Raw genomic sequence first — 21,148 nt, 5'->3', positions numbered from 1 at the left:
ACCATGCTTTCCAACCCCAATATCGACCTGGTGTCGCGCTTTCTTCGCTTGCCTCTGGAGCAGCGCCAGCAGTTCTACCAGCGCTTGCAAAGCCGTGGCATGAGTTTCGCTCAACTGCCGATTGCCCCCACGCGTCACGATGCCGAAGTGCTGCCGTTGTCTTACGCCCAGGAGCGCCAGTGGTTTCTCTGGCAACTGGACCCAGAGAGCGCCACCTACCACATCCCCGGTGCCCTGCGTTTGCAGGGGCGCCTGGACCTGACGGCATTGCAGCGCAGCTTCGACAGCCTGCTGGCCCGCCACGAAAGCCTGCGCACCCGATTGGTCGAGCAGGGCGAACAGGTGCTGCAAACGGTGCTGCCCGAGGCGCAGGTCGAGATCCATCAGGCGTGCATTGAAGAAGTGCAGTTGCTGGCCTTCGTGGAAGCGGAAGTTGCGCGGCCGTTCGATCTGCACCAGGCGCCGCTGTTGCGGGTGACCCTCTTGCAGCTAGCTGAGGACGAACACGTGCTGGTGATGGTGCAGCACCATATCGTCTCCGATGGCTGGTCGATGCAGGTGATGGTCGAGGAGCTGGTGCAACTCTACGCGGCCTTCAGCCAGGGCACTGAGCGGCAACTGCCGGCGCTGCCGATCCAGTACGCCGACTACGCCCTGTGGCAACGCGGCTGGATGGAAGCGGGGGGAGCGTGCGCGCCAATTGGCGTACTGGCAGACGCTGTTGGGCGGCGAACAACCGGTGCTGGAACTGCCCCTGGACCGCCCGCGCCCGGCCCAGCAAAGCCATCGCGGTGCGAGCCTGCAAGTGCACCTGCCTGCGGCGCTGGTCGCGGGTCTCAAACGCCTGGCGCAGCAAGAGGGCGTGACGCCGTTCATGTTGTTGCTGGCGTCGTTCCAGACCTTGCTCTATCGCTACAGCGGGCAGTCGGATATCCGTATCGGCGTGCCGATTGCCAACCGTAACCGCGTCGAGACCGAGCGGCTGATCGGTTTTTTCGTCAATACCCAAGTGCTCAAGGCCGACCTTGACGGGCAGATGACCTTCGCCGAGCTGCTGCAACAGACCAAACGCCGCGCCCTCGAAGCCCAGGCCCACCAGGACCTGCCATTCGAGCAACTGGTGGTGGCCTTGCAGCCGGAACGCAGCCTGAGCCATAACCCGTTGTTCCAGGTGATGTTCAACCATCAGACCGACGCCCAGGGCGGTCGAGACGGCCAGCAACTGCCGGGCCTGCGCGTGGTGGAGCTGGACTGGGCCAACCACACCACCCACTTCGACCTGAGCCTGGACACCCACGAGTCCGCCGAAGGGTTCTGGGCGGCGCTGACCTATGCCACCGACTTGTTCGATGCCGCGACGATCACGCGTCTGGCCGAACATTGGCAGAACCTGCTGGCGGCGATCGTCAGCACGCCTCACTGCCGTCTCGCGGAACTGGCCATGCTGAGCACCGCGCAAACCCACGCGCTGCTGCACGACTGGAATGCCCCGGCGACGGCCGCCGAACCCGAGGCGGTGCATCATCGGTTCGAGGTGCAGGCCCAGGCTCAACCCGAGCATCCGGCGCTGGTGCTGGATGACCAGGTCATCAGCTACGGCGAATTGAACCGGCAGGCCAACCGTCTCGCGCACTACCTGATCGACCAGGGCGTCGGCCCGGAAGTGTTGGTGGGCGTTGCCGTCGAGCGCTCCTTTGCGATGGTGGTCAGCCTGCTGGCGGTGCTCAAGGCCGGCGGGGCCTATGTGCCACTTGATCCGCAGTATCCCCGTGAACGCCTGGTGCACATGCTCGAAGACAGCGCCGCGCAACGGGTGCTCACCCAGTCCCACTTGCGCCCGCGTCTGCCGTTGCCGGCGGGGCTGGCGGCATTGGACCTTGACCTTGCCGACAGCGCATTGGCGCAGTACAGCGACGAGAATCCGCAACGGGCTTTTGAACCGCAGAGCCTGGCCTATGTGATCTACACCTCCGGCTCCACCGGCAGACCCAAGGGCGTTGCCATCAACCATGCCGCCTTGAGTGAGTTCGCCGGTATCGCGGCGCACTATTCACGGCTGGTCCCGAGTGACCGGGTGTTGCAGTTCGCGACCCTGAACTTCGATGGTTTCGTCGAGCAGCTGTACCCGGCGCTGACCCTGGGCGCCAGCGTGATCCTGCGCGGGCCGCAGCTGTGGGACGGCGCCGAGTTGTACCGGCAGATCATCGCCCAGGGCATTACCCTGGCCGACTTGCCGACCGCCTACTGGAAGCTGTTCCTGCACGATTGCCTGGCAGCCGGGCCACGCAGTTATGGGGCGTTGCGCCAGATCCATATCGGCGGCGAAGCCATGCCGCTGGATGGGCCGATGGTGTGGCAGCGGGCGGGGCTGGGCCATGTGCGCCTGCTCAACACCTACGGGCCGACCGAAGCCACGGTGGTGTCCAGCGTGCTCGATTGCACCGACCCCGCCAGCGTGGTTGGCGTCACGGCCAGCCCGATTGGCCGTGCACTGCCTGGGCGCGGCTTGTATGTGCTGGACGGCGACCTGAACCTGTTGCCGACCGGGGCCGTGGGCGAGCTGTATATCGCCAGCGTCAGCGGTTTGGCCCGCGCCTATTTGCAGCGCCCGGGCCTGACCGCCGAGCGCTTTGTCGCCGACCCGTTCAGCGCCGCCGGCGAGCGCCTGTATCGCAGTGGCGACCTGGCGCGTTATCGCGCCGACGGTGTGGTCGAGTACGTCGGGCGTGTCGACCACCAAGTGAAAATCCGCGGTTTCCGTATTGAACTGGGGGAGATCGAGGCCTTGCTGCTGGCCCAGGACAGCGTGCGCGAAGCGCTGTTGCTGGCGGTCGACAACCAACTGTTGGCCTATCTGGTGCCGACGCAGCCGTTGTCCGACGCCGAGCGCGTGGCGGCGGGCGAGCTATTGATGCAGACCCTGCGTGAGCATCTGCCGGACTACATGGTGCCCGCGCACCTGATCTTCCTCGACCGCATGCCCCTCAACCCCAACGGCAAGCTGGACCGCCAGGCGCTGCCCAAGCCGGACGGCAGCCCGCTGCAGCAGGCATGGCTGGCGCCGGTCAGCGCGTTGCAGCAGCAAGTCGCGGCAATCTGGGCGGATATCCTGGGTGTCGAGCGGGTCGGTTTGAACCAGCACTTCTTTGAACTGGGCGGGCATTCGCTGCTGGCAATGCAGGTGGTATCGCGTATTCGCCAGGCACTGGGCCTGGAAGTGCCGCTCAAGGCGCTCTTCGAACACCCGCGCCTGGAAGCTTTCGTGGCCGCGATGCAGGTCCAGGACAACAGCGCGCCAACGGCTCCGGCCTTGTTGCCGGCCGGTCGCGAACAGCCGTTGCCGCTGTCGTACGCCCAGGAACGCCAGTGGTTTCTCTGGCAGTTGGAGCCCCACAGCGCGGCTTATCACATCCCCAGCGCACTGCGTTTGCACGGGCAGTTGGACCACGCCGCGCTGCAACGCAGCTTTGACACGCTGCTGGCCCGACACGAAAGCCTGCGTACCCATATCCGCCAGGAGCATGCGGGCGCGGTGCAGGTGATCGAGGCGTTTGCGAGGTTGCCCATCACCCGGGTGGATATCGATGAAACCCAGCTCAAGGCGCGGGTCGAGGCAGAGATCGCCCAGCCGTTCGATCTGCAACAAGGCCCATTGTTGCGCGTGACCTTGTTGCGCCTGGCGGCGGACGAACATGTGTTGGTGCTGGTGCAGCATCACATCGTCTCCGATGGCTGGTCGATGCAGTTGATGGTCGAGGAACTGGTGCAGTTGTATGCCGCTTACAGCCAGGGCCAGGACTTGCAACTGCCGGCGTTGCCGATCCAGTACGCCGACTATGCCGTGTGGCAGCGCCAGTGGATGGATGCCGGCGAGAAGCAGCGTCAGTTGGCGTACTGGCGCGACGTGCTCGGCGGTGAGCAAAACGTGCTGGAGTTGCCGTTCGACCACCCGCGCCCGGCGGTGCAAAGCCATCGCGGTGCGCGCCTGGCCATTGAGCTGGCGCCGGCTTTGACGGTGGAGCTCAAGGCGTTGGCCCAGCAACAAGGCGTCACGCTGTTCATGCTGTTGCTGGCGTCGTTCCAGACCCTGTTGCACCGCTACAGTGGCCAGGAAGAGATTCGCGTCGGCGTACCGATCGCCAACCGCAACCGCAGCGAGACCGAACACCTGATCGGTTTCTTCGTCAACACCCAGGTGCTCAAGGCCGATCTGCACGGCCAGATGAGTGTCGAGCAGTTGCTGCAACATACCCGCCAGCGGGCGCTGGAGGCTCAGTCGCACCAGGATTTGCCGTTCGAGCAACTGGTCGAAGCCCTGCAGCCGGAGCGCAGCCTCAGTCACAATCCGCTGTTCCAGGTGATGTTCAACCACCAGACCGATGTCGGCCAGGCGCAGGTGCAGCAGCAACTGCCACGCCTGCGGGTTGAAGGCCTGGAGTGGGAAAGCAAGACCGCCCACTTTGATCTGGACCTCGATATCCAGGAGTCTACCGAAGGTATCTGGGCGACCTTGGGGTACGCCCAGGACCTGTTCGAAGCCGCCACCGTGCAACGCATGGCCCGGCATTGGCAGAACCTGTTGCAAGGCATGGTCGCCAACCCTGCGCAACCCCTGAGCCAACTGCCGTTGCTGGATGCTGCCGAGCAGCAGCAGATTCTCGAACGCTGGAACTGCACCGATTCCGGCTTCTCGGCCGAGCGCCTGGTGCATGAGTTGTTCGCCGACCGCGCCCGGGAGAACCCCGACGCCGTCGCCGTGAAGTTCGATACGCAAACCCTGAGTTATGGCGAGCTTGACCGCCAGGCCAACCGCCTGGCCCATGCGCTGATCGCCCGTGGTGTCGGCCCTGAAGTGCGCGTGGCCATCGCCATGCCGCGCAGTGCCGAGATCATGGTGGCCTTCCTGGCGGTGCTCAAGGCCGGTGGCGTATATGTGCCGCTGGATATCGAGTACCCACGCGATCGCCTGATGTACATGATGCAGGACAGCCGCTCCCAGCTGTTGCTGACCCATTCAGCGGTGCAGCAACGCTTGCCGATTCCCGAGGGTTTGCAAGCCCTGGCGATCGATGAGGTGTCGGTGTGGTCGGGTTATAGCGACCTTGCGCCGCAAATGTCGCTATACGGCGACAACCTGGCCTACGTGATCTACACCTCCGGCTCCACCGGCCTGCCCAAGGGCGTGGCGGTGTCCCATGGGCCGTTGGTGGCGCACATCATCGCCACCGGCGAGCGCTATGAAACCGGGCCGAGCGATTGCGAGCTGCATTTCATGTCTTTCGCCTTCGACGGCTCCCACGAAGGCTGGATGCACCCGCTGATCAACGGCGCCAGCGTGCTGATCCGCGACGACAGCCTATGGCTGCCGGAATACACCTACGAACAGATGCACCGTCACAAGGTGACCATGGCGGTATTCCCGCCGGTGTACCTGCAACAGCTGGCCGAGCATGCCGAACGTGACGGCAACCCGCCGGCCGTGCGCGTGTATTGCTTCGGCGGTGATGCGGTGGCCCAGGCGAGCTATGACCTGGCCTGGCGCGCACTGCGTCCGACCTACCTGTTCAATGGCTACGGCCCGACGGAAACCGTGGTCACGCCGCTGCTGTGGAAAGCCCGCAAAGGCGACCCGTGCGGGGCGGTGTATGCGCCGATCGGCACGCTGCTGGGCAACCGCAGCGGCTACGTGCTCGATGCGCAGTTGAACCTGCAACCCATCGGCGTGGCCGGTGAGTTGTACCTGGGCGGCGAGGGCGTGGCGCGGGGTTACCTGGAGCGTCCGGCGCTGACCGCCGAGCGTTTTGTGCCGGACCCGTTCGGCAAGCCCGGCAGCCGCGTGTACCGCAGCGGTGACCTGACCCGAGGGCGCCCGGACGGCGTGGTGGATTACCTGGGGCGTGTCGACCATCAAGTGAAGATCCGTGGTTTCCGCATCGAACTGGGTGAAATCGAAGCGCGCCTGCGCGAGCAGGACAGCGTGGGTGAAACCGTGGTGGTGGCCCAGGAAGGCCCGACCGGCAAGCAACTGGTGGCCTATGTGGTGCCCCTGGACCCGACCCTGCTGGACGACGCCGTGGCCCAGTCCAACGGCCGCGAAGCCCTGCGTCGCGCCTTGAAAACCCGCCTGCCGGACTACATGGTGCCCACGCATCTGCTGTTCCTCGAACGCATGCCGCTGACGCCTAACGGCAAACTCGACCGCAAGGGCCTGCCGAAGCCGGATGTGAGCCAGTTGCAGCAGGTGTATGTGGCGCCCCAGAGCAAGCTGGAGCAGCAGATCGCCGCGATCTGGGCCGATGTGCTGCGCTTGCCGCAGGTGGGGCTGCACGACAACTTCTTCGAACTGGGCGGTGACTCGATCATTTCGATCCAGGTGGTCAGCCGCGCGCGCCAGGCCGGTGTGCGGTTCACGCCCAAGGACCTGTTCCAGCACCAGACCGTGCAGAGCCTGGCTGCCGTGGCCCGTGAAGGCGAGGGCGCGGTGCAGTTGGACCAGTCGGCGCAGACCGGCGCGTTGTTGCTGCTGCCGGTGCAACAGGCGTTTTTTGCCGATGAGATCCCCCAGCGTCACCACTGGAACCAGTCCGTAGTGCTGCACCCCCACCAGCCGTTGCAGGCGTCGCTGCTGGTCGCGGCCGTGCAGGCGCTGATCGTGCACCACGATGCCCTGCGCACGGCATTCGTCGAGGGCGCGGCGGGCTGGAACGCGACGTATCGCGGGCCGCAGCTGCATCAGGCGGACCAGCTGTTGTGGCAGACGTCGCTGAACCAGGTCGAGGAGCTCGACGCCCTGGGCGACGAGGCCCAGCGCAGCCTTGATCTGGCGACCGGCCCCTTGCTGCGTGCGGTGCTGGCGCAATTGCCCGACGGCTCCCAGCGTTTGCTGCTGGTGATCCACCATTTGGTGGTGGACGGCGTGTCCTGGCGCATCCTGCTGGAAGACCTGCAACGCGCCTATCAGCAGCTCGCCCAAGGTGCCCCAGTGGTCTTGCCGGCCAAGACCAGCGCCACCCGCGCCTGGGCCGAACGCCTACAAACCTATGCGCGCAGCGCGGCGCTGGAGCAGGAGCTGGGCTGGTGGCAAACGCAGTTGCAGGGCAGCCCTACCGATTTGCCGGTGGCCGACCCGCACGCCAGCTTGAGCAACCGCCTGGCCCTGAGCGTGAGCACCCAACTGGACGCGAGCGATACCCGTCGTTTGTTGCAAGACGCACCGAGTGCCTACCGTACCCAGATCAACGACCTGCTGCTGACGGCCCTGGCCCGAGTCATCGTGCGCTGGACGGGTGAGGCGTCGATGTTGATCCGCCTGGAGGGCCATGGGCGCGAAGACCTGTTCGACGAGATCGACCTGACCCGTACGGTCGGTTGGTTCACCAGCCTCTATCCGCTGCAACTGGTGCCGGCGGACTCCCTGGCCGCGTCCCTCAAACAGATCAAGGAGCAACTGCGCGCGGTGCCCGACAAGGGCCTGGGGTTCGGCGCGCTGCGCTACCTGGGCAATCCCGAGGCACAACAGGCGCTGGCCGCCTTGCCGCGCCCACGCATTACCTTCAACTACCTGGGGCAGTTCGACGGCAGTTTCGACAGCGGCGAGCAAGAGGGGCTGTTCGCGCCCTCCGGTGACGCCAGCGGTGCCGAGCAAAGCCCCGATGCACCCCTGGGCAACTGGCTGGAGATCAACGGCCAGGTCTACGGCGGCGAGCTGAAGTTGAACTGGAGTTTCAGCCAGGCCATGTTTGACGAAGCCACCGTGCAGCAACTGGCCGACGATTACGCCGCGCAACTCAAGGCGCTGATTGATCACTGTTGTGAGCCGGCCAGCCGGGGCGTGACGCCATCGGACTTCCCCTTGGCGCGGTTGTCGCAAGCGCAACTGGATGCCTTGCCGCTGAATGTCAGTGAGGTCGAAGACCTGTATCCGCTGTCGCCCATGCAGCAAGGCATGTTGTTCCAGTCGTTGTATGGCGCAGGGTCTGGGGATTACATCAACCAGATGCGTATCGATGTGCAGGGCCTGGACGTCCCGCGTTTTCGCCAGGCGTGGCAGGCGGCGGTCGACCGTCACGAGATCCTGCGCAGTGGTTTCCTCTGGCAGACCGAGCTTGAGCAACCCTTGCAGGTGGTCTATAAACAGGCCCGCCTGCCGTTTGCCGAACTCGATTGGCGCGAGCGGGCAGATAGCGCCCAGGCGCTGGATGACAGGGCGCAGGCCGCCAGGACCCAGGGTTTTGTGCTGGAGCAGGCGCCGTTGTTGAGCTTGTCGGTGGTGCGTACCGCAGCGTCGAGTTATCACCTGATCTACACCAACCACCATATGCTGATGGACGGCTGGAGCGGTTCGCAGCTGTTCGGCGAAGTGTTGCAGCAGTACGCCGGTGAAGCGTTGCCGGCGCCGACCGGGCGTTACCGCGACTACATCGCCTGGTTGCAGGCACAGGACAAGGCGGTCAGCGAAGCGTTCTGGAAAGACCAGCTGGCAAACCTGCGTGAGCCAACCCGCCTGGCCCGTGAGGTGCGCGACGCGCAACCTGGGGCCAACGGCGAGTACCGCCTGAGCCTGGATGCCGCGCAAACCGAACAGCTGAAAACCTTCGCCCAGCGCAACAAAGTGACGCTCAATACCTTGGTGCAAGGCGCTTGGCTATTGCTGCTGCAGCATCACACCGGGCAGGCCACGGTCGCCTTCGGTGCCACCGTGGCCGGGCGCCCGGCGGAACTGCGCGGCATCGAGCAGCAAGTCGGCTTGTTCATCAACACCCTGCCGGTGGTGGCGACGCCGGATGCGCAATGGACGGTCAGCCAGTGGCTGCAACAGGTGCAGGCACAGAACGTGCGCTTGCGTGAGCAGGAGCACACGCCGTTGTTCGACATCCAGCGCTGGGCCGGGTTGGGCGGCGAGGCGTTGTTCGACAGTATCCTGGTGTTCGAAAACTACCCGGTGTCCGAGGCGCTGGAGCAGAGCGCGCCGTCGGGCCTGAGCTTTGGTGCGGTGCACAGCCTGGAGCAGACCCACTATCCACTGACCGTGCTGCTGGCGATTGGCGATACCTTGGGCCTGGAGTTCAATTACAACCGCCAGTGCTTCAGCGCACCGCACATTCAGCGCCTGGCCGAGCACTTCCGGCAATTACTGCAAGCACTGGCCGGCGATGCCTCGCAGCGCCTTGGCGCATTGCCTTCACTGGCCCGCGTCGAGCGCGAGCAAGTGCTGCTGGGGTGGAACGCCACGGCCGAGACTTATCCGCTGGATCAGGCGGTGCATCAATGGATCGAGGCACAGGTGGTGCGTACGCCGCAGGCGCCGGCCGTGGTGTTTGGCGGGCAGTGCCTGAGCTACGCCGAGTTGAATGCGCGGGCCAACCGTCTGGCCCATCGCTTGATCGCAGAGGGTGTCGGGCCGGACGTGCTGGTCGGGCTGGCGCTGGAGCGTTCGCTGGAAATGGTGGTGGGCCTGTTGGCGGTGCTCAAGGCCGGCGGCGCCTACGTCCCGCTGGACCCGGAATACCCGCGTGACCGGCTGGCCTACATGCTCGAAGACAGCGGCGTGGCCTTGTTGTTGACCCAGGGTCACCTGCTGGCGCAATTGCCGATCCCCCAGGGCGTCCAACACCTGGTGCTGGAGCCGGGTGACGCCTGGCTGGCGGACTATGCCGAGCACAACCCAGGCATTGCGGTCGATGGCGAAAACCTTGCCTATGTCATCTACACCTCCGGTTCCACCGGCCAACCCAAGGGCGCCGGCAATCGCCACAACGCCCTGACCAACCGGTTGTGCTGGATGCAGCAAGCCTATGGCCTGGATGCCGGTGACAGTGTGCTGCAGAAAACCCCGTTCAGCTTCGACGTGTCGGTGTGGGAGTTCTTCTGGCCGTTGATGACCGGCGCGCGCCTGGTCGTGGCGGCGCCGGGGGATCACCGTGACCCGGCCCGGCTGGTCAAGTTGATCAACGCCGAGACCATCACCACGTTGCACTTCGTGCCATCGATGTTGCAGGCGTTCCTGCAGGACGCGGCGGTTACCTCGTGCCATAGCCTGCAACGCATTGTGTGCAGTGGTGAAGCCTTGCCTGCGGATGCCCAGCAGCAAGTGTTTGCCAAGCTGCCGGATGCAGCGTTGTACAACCTGTATGGCCCCACCGAAGCGGCTATCGACGTGACCCACTGGACCTGTGTGGAGGAGGGTCGCGACGCCGTCCCGATCGGTCGACCGATCGCCAACCTCGCTTGCTACGTGCTGGACGGCAACCTGGAGCCGGCGCCGGTGGGCGTGTTGGGCGAGTTGTACCTGGGCGGCAAGGGCCTGGCGCGGGGTTATCACCGCCGTCCGGGGTTGACCGCCGAGCGCTTTGTGACTGACCCGTTCGGCAGCGGCGAGCGGCTGTATCGCACCGGTGACCTGGCGCGTTATCGCGACGACGGCGTGATCGAATACGCCGGGCGCATCGACCACCAGGTGAAGCTCCGCGGCTTGCGTATCGAGCTGGGAGAAATCGAGGCGCGCCTGCTGGAGCACGCGAGTATTCGTGAAGCGGCGGTGCTGGCGGTGGATGCGGCTTACCTGGTGGGTTATGTGGTGCTGCAACAGCCAGAGGACGACTGGAAGGCCGCAGTCATGGCCCATCTGGGCGCGCAGTTGCCGGACTACATGGTGCCGGCGCAGTGGGTGGTCCTGAGCCAGATGCCGTTGAGTCCCAACGGCAAGCTGGATCGCAAGGCTTTGCCCAAGCCCCAGGCCCAGGGCGCCGAGCGCTATCAGGCGCCCCAGACCGAACTGGAGCAGCAGGTGGCGGCGATCTGGAGCGACGTGCTGGGTGTGGAGCGGGTTGGGCTGAACGACAACTTCTTCGAGCTGGGCGGCCATTCGTTATTGGTGCTGATGCTCAAGGAGCGGATCCGCAAGCTCAGCGAGGTCGATTTGTCCATCAGCCAACTGATGCTCAACCCGACCGTGCGCGGCCAGGTCAACTGCTTGCAGGGCGACACGCGTCGCTCGCTGATCGTCAAGCTCAACAGCCAGACGCAAGGCACACCGCTGTTCATGTTCCACCCAAGCTTCGGCTCGGTGCATTGCTACACCGCGATTGCCCTGGCACTCAGGGAGCAGCGTCCGGTATTCGGGGTGATCTGCCGTGCACTGGCCGAAGCCGGTACGGCGGTGCCGCCGTGGCAGGCGATGGTCGAGGATTACACGGCGCAGCTGTTGGCGGCGCGGCCCCAGGGCGCCTTCCGCCTGGCAGGCTGGTCGCTGGGTGGCAATATGGCGATGGAAGTCGCCTATGGCCTGGAGCAGGCCGGGCGCGAGGTTGAGTTTGTCGGCTGGATCGACTCGGCACCGCCGCAGTGGCTCAAGCCGTATTGGGATGCGGTGGTGACGCAGGATGATCGCGAGGTCTCGGCCAACGAGCGACGTGCGGCCTTGCTCGGGGTGATGTTCCCGGCCTTTGCCGAACAGATCCAGGACGCCTGGCAGGCGTGTCAGCGCGAGGCTGAGGACCAGCAGTGGTCGGTGTTCGTCGCCTGGGCCGAACAGACCCTGGGCGAAGCCTTCACGGCGATCAAGGAGGAGTTGCTGCGTGGCAATGAGGCGCAGATCTCCTGGGAGGTTGACCGGGCCTTGAGCGAACGCATGACGGCATCCGACTTCAAGCCGATCAAGGCCCCCGTGAGTTGCTGGTGGGCGTCCATGAGCCGGGCAGGGCGCTTCAAGGACCTGATCGAGCAGAACATGGCGACGGTGATCGGCCAGGGGCGCATCGAGCGTTCGGTGATGATCGATACCGACCATGACGGCATCATCGACAGCGCCGCGTTCATCAGCAGCCTGGTGGCCGCCATGTAGCGAGCGGGGTAAGCCCAAATGCCAGTCAGTTAAGGCTTAACGCGGTTACTGTGGGAGGGGGCTTGCTCCCGATGGCGGTGTGTCAGTCACGGTTCTGAGCCTGACACACCGCCATCGGGAGCAAGCCCCCTCCCACAGGTTGTCCATCGTTCGTTCTATCGCTTAACTGATTGGCAGTAGGGCAAGCCCGCACAAGGTGCGGTCGCAAGGGGGCAGGTATAAAAAAACGCCCGATGAAAGCAGGGCTCTCATCGGGCGTTTGTTCGACCACGCTGGGTGGTCAAGGGCTCAGGTCAGAAGTCCCAGCGGGTGCTGACCATCACGTTACGCGGCTCACCGTAGGCGGCCGAGTTATAGAAGCCCACGTTGGTGTAGTAGGACTTGTCGAAGATATTGTTGAAGTTGACGGTCGCCGACAGGTTCTTGGTGACCTGGTAGCGGGTCATCAGGTCCACCAGCCAGTAGGATTCCTGGGTAATGTCCTGGTTCTGGTTGAGGGGTTGGTTCCAGACCTCTTGCCAGCCCTTGGTCTGCCAGCGCACGCCACCACCGATGGTGAACTTGTCGAGGTCGCCCTTGAGCTTGTAGGTGGTGTTCAGGTTGACCTGGTGCTCGGGTTCGAAGGTGGAGATTTTCTTGCCGTCGTCGTCACGCACGATCTTGTGGGTGTAGCCGCCCTGGACTTGCCAGCCCGGGCTCAGCTCACCGGAAATCTCTGCCTCATACCCCTTGGTGACCGCCTTGGAGCTCTTGAACGCGTAGTTGTTCGGGGTTGGCGTTTGGTTGTTGTAGGCGTCGTCCGAGATCGGCCGGTTGGTCTCGTGCACTTCGAAGTAGGCGATGCTGGTGTTCAGGCGGCCGTCGAAGAACTCACCCTTGAGGCCCAGCTCGTAGTTTTGCCCTTCGTCCGGGTCCAGCAGTTTGCTGTCGCGGTCCTTATAGGTGCTTTCCTGGGGCTGGAAAATATCGGTGTAGCTGGCGTACGCGGAGAAGTTGTCGTTGAGGTCGTAGATCACCCCGGCGTAAGGGATGAACCGCCCGGTTTCCTTGTACGAAGGGTTGTTGCCGGTGACATGGTAGTTGGCCACGCGCCCGCCGAGGATCACGTTCAGGTCATCGATCACGTTCAAGCGTGTGGTCACGTAGTAGCCGTTCTGGCGGATAGTGTCGTCGATGTACTGCTGCACCGGCCCGTAGATTGGCCTGCCGAGCTTGCCGTTCCAGTTGTAGAAATCGACTTTGTTGCCCTGCGGCCATTCCGGCGACCAGTAACCTTTGCCCTGCCAGCGCGAAGTACCGATCGAGCCGCCCACCACCAATTCATGTTCACGACCAAAGAGGCTGAACGGCCCGGTGGCATAAAGATCGGCCGAGGTGCTTTTGGTTTCACCCGTGTATTTCTGTCCGTTGATCTCGGCGGTGCCATCGGCAGCCGGCTGGACGAACTGAATCGATGCAAGGTCAGCGTGGTAGCCGTTGATCTTGTGGTCCAGTTGCAGTTTGGTCACCCAGCCGTCACCCAGGTCATGCTCGAGCATGGCGAAGGCGGTACGGGTGTTCTGCTCCCATGAACTCCAGGTGGTGCCGTTGTTGTAGGAGCGCGGCATCTTGTTGATGCTGCCGTTGGAGTTGACCAGCGGGAACGCGCCGGACCAGCTGGAACCTTTCGGAATGTTGTCCTGGTAGTCGAAGCCGACGGTCAGCATGGTGTCCGGGGACAGGTCGAATTCGGTGATGCCGTAGTAGGTTTCGGTCTTGCGCGAGTAGTGGTCCATGAAGGACTTCTTGTCCTGGTACGCCGCCACCGCCCGGCCACGCACGTTGCCGCTCTCGGTCAAGGGGCCGCTGACATCGACTTCACTGCGATAGTTGTCCCACGAGCCTGCACCCACGGTCACATGGCCCTTGAAGTCGGCGGTGGGCTTCTTGCGGATCAGGTTGATGGTCGCACCCAGGGAGCCTGCGCCGTTGAGCAGGCCGGTGGCGCCCTTGAGGATTTCGATACGGTCATAGATCGCCATGTCGCTCAGGGTATTGCCCGCCGAGTAGCCGACGTTGCGCACGCTGGACGGAATGCCGTCGTACTGGAAACTGTTGACCGAGAAACCCCGGGAGTAGTAGTTGGTACGGTCGGTGTCATAGGCCGACACGGTGATGCCCGGGGTGTGGCGCATCACGTCATCGACGTTGTTGAGGCCGAAGTCTTCGATGTGCTGGCGGGTGACCACGGTGATCGACTGTGGGGTCTGGCGTGGCGTGAGGGTCAGGCGCGTCGCGGTGGCGATGGTGCCTGGGGTGTAGGAACCGGAGCCCTCGGTAATATTGCCCAGCACGTTACCATTGACCTGGGTGGGGCTCAGCTCCAGGGCGGTGGTGTCGCCGGCGGCGGCAACGGTCAACGCATTGCCGTTGAGGCTGTGGGTGGTCGATGTGCCCGCCAGCAACTGGTCGATGGCTTGCTGTGGCGCCATCTTGCCCTTGATCGTACGGCTGTTTTTGCCCTGCACGTCGCTGGGGCTGTACAACACCTGCACGTTGGCCTGGCGCCCGAATTCCTGCAGTGCGCTCCCCAGCGCCTGGGCAGGAATATTCAACTCGATCTCCTGAGCCTGCACATAGCCTGCGATCGGCAACGATACTGCCAGGGCCAAGGCGCTTGGAAGAAGGTTGATGTTCAGGGCCCGGCGCATGGTTAACGCCTTGCTCAGTGGGCTGAGGCCGAGTCGTGCTGGCATGGATGCTTTCTCTTCTAGGTTTTAAGTGGGCAAATTCTAGGTGTTAATTGAGGCTGGTTCTCATTACCACTAGTGAGACGTTCCTACCTCAGAAAACCGGAAAACAAAATTCACGCCGGTTCCAGCGCGTGCACCACCTGGCCGGCACGCAAGCGCACCAACTGGTCGGCGATATCGAAATAACGGTCGTCGTGGCTGATCACGATGATGGTTTTGCCCAGGCGCTTGAGGTCCGGCAGCAGCTCGGTGTAGAAGATCCGGCGGAACGCCGGGTCCTGGTCGGCGGCCCATTCGTCGAACACCAGTACCGGGCGCTCCTCCAGCCAGGCGTTGACCAGGGCCAGGCGCTTGCGCTGGCCGGTGGACAGGTCGGTGGTGCTGAACACGCCATCCTTGACGCTGACCTTGTGCGCGATTTCCAGGCGCTCCAGGTATTTGGCGGCACTGTCCAGCGACTGCGTGGCGCTGCCCTGCACCAGGTCATCGAACAGGTAATAGTCGGAGAAGATCGTGGTGAACAGCTGGCGATAATCGTCGCGCTCGGGGTCGGTCACGGTCTCGTCATTGAGGCGGATTTCGCCCGACTGCGGGGTGTACAAACCCAGCAGCAGTTTGATCAGGGTGGTCTTGCCGCTGCCGTTTTCGCCGACGATAAACACGATATCGCCTTGCTTGATGCTCAGGTTGATCGGCCCCAGGTGAAACGGCGCGCTACCCTCGACCGCCGGCGGGCTGTAGCTCACATTGCGCAGCTCCAGGCTGTTGACCATCGGTTTGGGCGCCTCGCTGTCGTCCATCAGCAGGTGCGGCTCGGGCGACGAGAAACGCTCGGACAATTCACTGATACGGCCAAAGGCGATCTTCGCCTTGCCCACCACCGGTAGGTAACCCAGCAGATGTTCCAGGGGGCCTTTCATGTACAGCAGCACCAGCACGAAACCGGTGATCACCGTGGGGTCCGGGTTGGGGTTGTATGCCTGCATCGCCAGGGCCAGGCCGATGACCACGAAGAACAGCATCGAGCCGAAGGTCTTGGCCAGGATGTAGATGTTGACCGAGCGCACCTGGATGTCGCTGATGCGGTCGGCGGTTTCCTGGATGCGGTGGGTGTTCATGCGAAAACGCCGTGGGCGGTGCATGCGCAGCTCCTTGGCGCCGGAGGCAATCGCGTTGTAGTAACGCTGCAATTCATCCTCATGGCTGCGCGCCAGGTCGAAACCCTGGATGCCTTTGCCGCCGGCAATGAACTGCACGGCGCTGCCGATGATGATCGCCACCACCATCATCAGGAACATCGGCACCGACAGGTAGGCCAGGTAGCCCAGGCAACCGAGGGTGACCGTGGCGGCGATGGCCAGCGGGGTGAATGCAAAGGAAAAGTCGCTGATGGTGTCGACATCGTGGGTCAGCACTGGGATCAGCCGGTGGGAACGGTAGCGTTCGATCTGCCCGATGGGCGCCGACAGCACCTTCTCGCCGAGGTCTTTGCGCAGGGCGGCAATGATGCGCTGCCCGACGTAGTTGGTGCCGATGTCCGAGATGATCGAACTGACCAGCGCCACCACGCACAGCGCTGCAAAGGTCAGCACCACGCCCTGGGTCATGCCGTTGGCCGAGTGCAGGGCATTGTTGATGGTGGCCAGCAGCAGGGTAATGGCCAGGCCGCCCGCCATGCCGAGGGCGACGGAGACCGTCACGATCATACGAAAGGGCCTGAGCAGGGCGAGCAGGCCATTGAAGGCGCCGCGTTTGGGGTCGGTCATAAGTACATCCCGGAGAGTGAAAAGAGGGGCTGGGCACACAGACCCTTACCCCTGACAAACGAAGCGTCGGCGCAAGGATTTAGCTCGGCGCGCCGGGCGGCGGCCACGCCGGATAAATTGCCGCGACGCTGGTTCGTTCTTGTGCTGTAGGCGCACGTGTATCCACGCGCTGCGCAGTCCCCTCAGCGAGAGCGAAACAATGACGAAAAAGAACCTGGTGTATGTGTGGTCCCTGAGAAATGCCGCCGCCGACAAGGCCGGGCAGCCGGTGGCCTACAAGGACCACGAGCGCTACATGAAGTCGGTGCTGGAGTTTCTGGTGGGATCCCTCAATGACACGCCGCTGGGCCAGCGCTACAACCTGGTGGGCGTGGTGTATGACGATGACGAGCAGAACCCACGGGACCAGCAACTGGTCAGCGACTATGGCTTTGCCTACCAGCCTGGCCGCCAGTGGCTGTACCCGGCGGACTTGCGTGTGCAGGGCACGCTGGTCAACGACCTGCTGCTGAGTGTGCCGTCCACCTACCGTCGCTTGCCGCGTGGCAGCGCGGAACATATCGCCGGCAAGCAGGATTTCGAGCGTCGCCTGCACGACACGCTGGTGGAGTTGAAGGCCGATATCGTGGTTCTGGACGGTTTGCTGGTGATCCTCGATGAGCTGGTACGCCCCGGCGCGCCGTTTGCCCGACGCATCATGAATATCCACCCCGGCATTACCCGCCTCGAGTCGCCCTATGAGCGCCGTGGCGCCTATGCCACCTGGAATGCGTTGTACGGAGCGCGTGGCCAGGCGGTGGTGGACTGGGCGACCAAAGAGACCAAGCCTTGCGAGCCGCTGTACCTGACCGGTGCGTCGTTCCACTACGTGGACAACGGCATCGACTCCGGTGAAGTCTTCCACGACGTGCTCAACACCGAGATATCGCCGCAGGACACCATCCTCGAACTGCGCTGGAACAACTTCAACAACAGCTTGTTCCCGGCGTTGCATGAAGGGCTGGAGCGGTTGGCGCAGCAGGGCTGAACTTGCATGTGATCCAAGTGTGGGAGGGGGCTTGCCCTAATGCCAGTCAGTTAAGCGATAGAGCGGACGATGGATAACTTGTGGGAGGGGGCTTGCTCCCGATGACGGTGTGTCAGGTTCAGAAACCGTGACTGATACACCGCCATCGGGAGCAAGCCCCCTCCCACAGGGGATTAGAGTGTGCGCTAGAGATCACGCACTACGCGAAACCCGATCCAGTCGCCCCGCGTCTGCGGGTAGATGTTGTTGCGGTTGCCCGAGCGCGAGAATACCGGTGCTTCGCCCCAGTCATTGCCGCGGATCTGGTAGGACTCGCAGTTCGGCTCCATCCAGGCGCTGCCGTCGGTTGGGGCGCCGATGTAGTTGGGGTGTTCGCAATCGGCGACCCGTTCGTAGACGTTGCCGTGCATGTCATACAGACCAAACGCATTCGGCGGGTAGCTGCCCACCGGCGATGAATAGCTGTAGCCGTCCGCCGGTCCATAGGTGTTGGCATGCTGGGCGATGCTGTAGCCCTTGCCTTCATCGAACGGGAAGGGGAATGGCCCGGTGGAACCGGCGCGGGCCGCGTATTCGCGTTGGGCTTCGCTGACCATGTGGTATTGCTGGCCGGTTTTCTTCGACAGCCAGGCCACGTAAGCCTTGATGTCGTCCATGTCCATGCACACCGCCGGCTGGCGCGGCCCCTGGGGGTAGCGCGGTTTGCTGGCGATGCATTCACGACCAGGGCGGTCGTCACCATTGGCGATCTTGACGCCGGTCTGGCGGACGTAGCTGTCCCATTCGCCGGCCGTGACCTGGAAGCGGCTCATGGCGAACGGCTTGGCAAAGGTGACTGCATGCATCGGGCCCTCATCGGGCTCGCGGCCGACTTCGTCTTCCGGTGTGCCCATGGTGAACGTACCGGCGGGCAGTACCACCATTTCCGGGCAGTCCTTGCAGTCCTTGAACACTTTGCCGGGTTGCGCGGCGGCGGCCTGGGCCAACCCCGGCAGCAAGGTGCTGCACAGGGCGGTCAGCGCCAGCGTGGTCAAGGGTTTGAGTCGCAATGCAATCATGGGGACGCCTCGTTCAAAGGAAGAATAAGAGTCACAACCGCTGGCTCAGCACGGTCATGAAACGGTGTATCTCATCCGAGCTGTTCAGCAGGCCGGGGGAGGTGCGGATCACCGGGCCGACATCACGGTCGACCGCATCGATGACCACGCGGTTTTTCAGCATGTGCGCGGCCACTGCATCGCTGTCCTGGCCCTTGACCCGGAAGAACGTAAACCCCGCCGACAGTTCGGGGCTGCGCGGTGTGACCAGCTCGATTTGCGGGTGAGCCTGCAGCTGGTTCTTCAGTTCGCTGTTGAGGGCATGGATGCGCGCCTGCACCGGCGCTTTGCCCAGTTGCAGGTGCAGCTTGAACGCCTCATCGGCCGCCCAGCGATGCTCGAAGGCGTGATAACCGCCGGGCGTCATGGTGGTGGCGAAGTTGGTGTCTTCGGAGAAGGTCGGCACCATCGGCGTGACGTACTTGTTCTCGGTTTCGCGGGCGCAGACCAGGCCGGTACCGCGTGGGCCAAACATCCATTTGTGCGTGCCGGCGATGAAGAAGTCGCAATGCATATCCGGGAAGTCGAGGTTTTCCACGCCGAAGCCGTGTACGCCATCGATCACATACAGAATGCGGTCCTGGTCGTCACGGTTGCGATTGTGTTCCGCCACCAGTTTGCCGATCTCGCCGACCGGCAGTTTCACGCCGCTGCCCGATTGCACCCAGGTCATGCCGAGTACGCGGGTGTTGGGGCGCAGGTTGCGCTGGATATTGCCCAGCACTTCATCTGCGGACACGCGGCTGGGGTTGTCGAACAGCGTGATGCGGCGTACCTGGGTGCCTTGTTTCTGCACGCGGAAATCCAGGCTGTTCTGGGTCGCGTAGTGCTCGTGCACCGTCGTCAGGATTTCCTGGTCGGCGCGTACCTTGATCCCGCCGTAGATCATCGCCAAGCCTTCGGACGTGCTGCCGGTCAGGGCGATCTGCGCCGGTGTGGCGTTCAGGTAACGCCCGGCCCATTCGCGGACCTGGCCTTCGCGCTTCCAGGTTTCCTGCAGGTCCCAGTCCATCGCCAGCCCGGGGTTGCGGTCGATCTGCATGCGGTAGCGCTCGATGGCGTCGCGCACGGGCTTGGGGTGTGACGCCACCAGGAAGTTGGAAAAGTGCAGGTAATCCGGGTCCTGGTTGAACAGTTGCTTGAGTCCCGTCCATGGGTCGTTCGCCAGCGGTGTGGCTGGCGCTGCCAGTGCCTGTGGCAGCAGCGGCAGGCCGGCGGCGAGTACGCCGGCCTGCTTGAGAAAAGTACGGCGGTTGGTCATGGACTTACTTCGTCGGTGATTAACGGTTGGCCAAAGGCTTGGCGGCTTTTTGTACCTGGTCCCATACCCGCAGGAAGTTACCGCCCCACAGCTTGGCGATATCGGCTTCGGAGTAGCCGCGCTGGATCAGTTCGGCGGTGACATTGCGCACTTCGCCGACGTTCTCCCAGCCCTGGATGCCGCCGCCGTCGTTGAAGTCCGAAGCGAGACCGACGTGATCGATACCGATCTTGCGCACGGTGTAGTCGATGGCGTCGCCCAGGTCCTTGAGGGTGGCCTTGGGTTCTTCGTCGAGGATGGCGTACAGCGCACTGGCGTATTGGCCGAAGCGCTGTTCGGGCCATGCGGCAATGATTGCGTCGCCGGGCATCAAGGCCACGGCCAGGTTGGGCAGGGGCGGCAGGTCGAAGCGTGCGCGCAGGGCGTTGAGCTTGTCCTGGGTTGGCTGGCTCAGCGGGCGCAGGTAGGCGGAAAACCCTACGATCTGCACCACGCCGCCGCTGTTCTTGATCAATTGCAGCTCTTTGTCGCTGAGGTTGCGCGGGATGTCGACGAACGCCCGCGGTGCCGAGTGGGAGGCCACCAGCGGCGTGCGGCTCGTCTGTGCCACTTGCTCCAGGGCTTTGGTCGACATCTGCGACACATCAATGATCACGCCCAGGTCATTCAGGCGGTGGACGGCTTGCTTGCCGATCTCCGACAGTCCCTCGAGTGCGTCCACCGAATCGTTGAAAAACGGCAATGGGCGCGAAGAGTCGGACCAATCGTTGTTGCCCACGTAACTGAAGCCGAACATGCGCATGCCGCGCGCGGTCCACAGGTCCAGCTGGTTCAGGTCGTTGCCCAGCGGGTAGGCGTTGAGCATGCTGATGAAAATCGCGAACTTGCCTTCGCCATGCAGGCGCCGGAAATCATCCGGGGTGTAGGCGATGCCCACCTGGTTGGGAAAGTCGCGCACCATGCCGGAGATGATCTTGTAGCGCACCTCCTGCTCGTGGCGCGCTTCTTCGACAAAGCCCTCGGTGGGTTTGTGAGGCGCGTTGGGGCCGTTCCAGATTTCCGGCCAGCCGAAAATGGTCAGCGCCGCGCCGGACAAGCGACCACGCGCCGCCTTGGCCAGGTCGAACTGGCCGCCGCCATCCTTGTCGACCTCGTTGCCGGCGGTGCCGAAATCCAGGGGGACGGTGATGTGGCTGTCGAAAGACAACAAACGGTCCTGCATCTCGTTGGCCTGCTTGATCACCTCCAGCGGGTAACCGGCATTGCCCTTGAACCAGTGATCCCAGGCCAGGAAACCGGCCCCGGCACCGATCGCCAGTACCAGCGGCAGGCCGATGTACAGCGCCTTTTTCGAACGTGGTTTTGTCATTGCCATCTCAGTCAGTTGCGGCCTTTGCTATCAGGGAGGAACGAGCGATGGCGG

The 21,148-nt window shown here is 63.6% G+C and carries 7 protein-coding genes and 1 pseudogene; 3 read left to right on the top strand and 5 right to left on the bottom strand.

What is annotated here, in order from left to right; translation table 11 throughout:
• Positions 1-3: 3 nt before the first annotated feature.
• Positions 4-606, top strand: a pseudogene (locus tag MJP36_RS28175) (condensation domain-containing protein); the annotation flags it as partial.
• A gap of 133 nt (positions 607-739) precedes the next feature.
• Entirely contained in the window at positions 740-11,842 is an 11,103-nt protein-coding gene (locus MJP36_RS19220; RefSeq protein WP_482082805.1) for an amino acid adenylation domain-containing protein, read from the top strand.
• Positions 11,843-12,135: 293 nt separating this feature from the next.
• On the opposite strand, the gene MJP36_RS19215 is transcribed toward MJP36_RS19220, so the two are convergent.
• Together MJP36_RS19215 and MJP36_RS19210 are read right to left on the bottom strand one after the other, a co-directional pair.
• Positions 12,136-14,577: a TonB-dependent siderophore receptor gene (locus MJP36_RS19215; RefSeq protein WP_244383766.1), complete on the bottom strand. Its 2,442-nt coding sequence runs from the start codon at positions 14,575-14,577 to the stop codon at positions 12,136-12,138.
• A gap of 110 nt (positions 14,578-14,687) precedes the next feature.
• Positions 14,688-16,340, bottom strand: a complete 1,653-nt coding sequence (locus MJP36_RS19210) for a cyclic peptide export ABC transporter (protein WP_060755324.1) — start codon at positions 16,338-16,340, stop codon at positions 14,688-14,690.
• Positions 16,341-16,539: 199 nt separating this feature from the next.
• On the opposite strand from MJP36_RS19210, the gene MJP36_RS19205 reads away from it, so the two are divergent.
• A complete protein-coding gene (locus MJP36_RS19205) occupies positions 16,540-17,367 on the top strand; it encodes a formyl transferase (protein WP_060755323.1) in 828 nt (275 codons plus the stop codon).
• 185 nt (positions 17,368-17,552) lie between these two features.
• Here the strand turns inward: MJP36_RS19205 and pvdO are convergent, their stop codons facing one another.
• From pvdO to pvdM, 3 genes are read right to left on the bottom strand one after another with little or no spacing between them, the layout of a single operon-like run.
• Complete coding sequence (pvdO, locus tag MJP36_RS19200; protein WP_090371665.1) at positions 17,553-18,425, bottom strand: dihydropyoverdine dehydrogenase; 873 nt, start codon at positions 18,423-18,425, stop codon at positions 17,553-17,555.
• A gap of 31 nt (positions 18,426-18,456) precedes the next feature.
• Entirely contained in the window at positions 18,457-19,725 is a 1,269-nt protein-coding gene (gene pvdN / locus MJP36_RS19195) for a pyoverdine-tailoring periplasmic protein PvdN (RefSeq protein ID WP_244383765.1), read from the bottom strand.
• A gap of 19 nt (positions 19,726-19,744) precedes the next feature.
• Positions 19,745-21,094: a pyoverdine-tailoring dipeptidase-like protein PvdM gene (gene pvdM / locus MJP36_RS19190; protein WP_244383764.1), complete on the bottom strand. Its 1,350-nt coding sequence runs from the start codon at positions 21,092-21,094 to the stop codon at positions 19,745-19,747.
• Positions 21,095-21,148 lie beyond the last annotated feature (54 nt).

The sequence above is a fragment of the Pseudomonas palleroniana genome (genome assembly GCF_022836895.1).
In the GTDB taxonomy this organism is placed as follows: domain Bacteria; phylum Pseudomonadota; class Gammaproteobacteria; order Pseudomonadales; family Pseudomonadaceae; genus Aquipseudomonas; species Aquipseudomonas palleroniana.
This window is presented reverse-complemented; position numbering and strand designations above follow the sequence as displayed.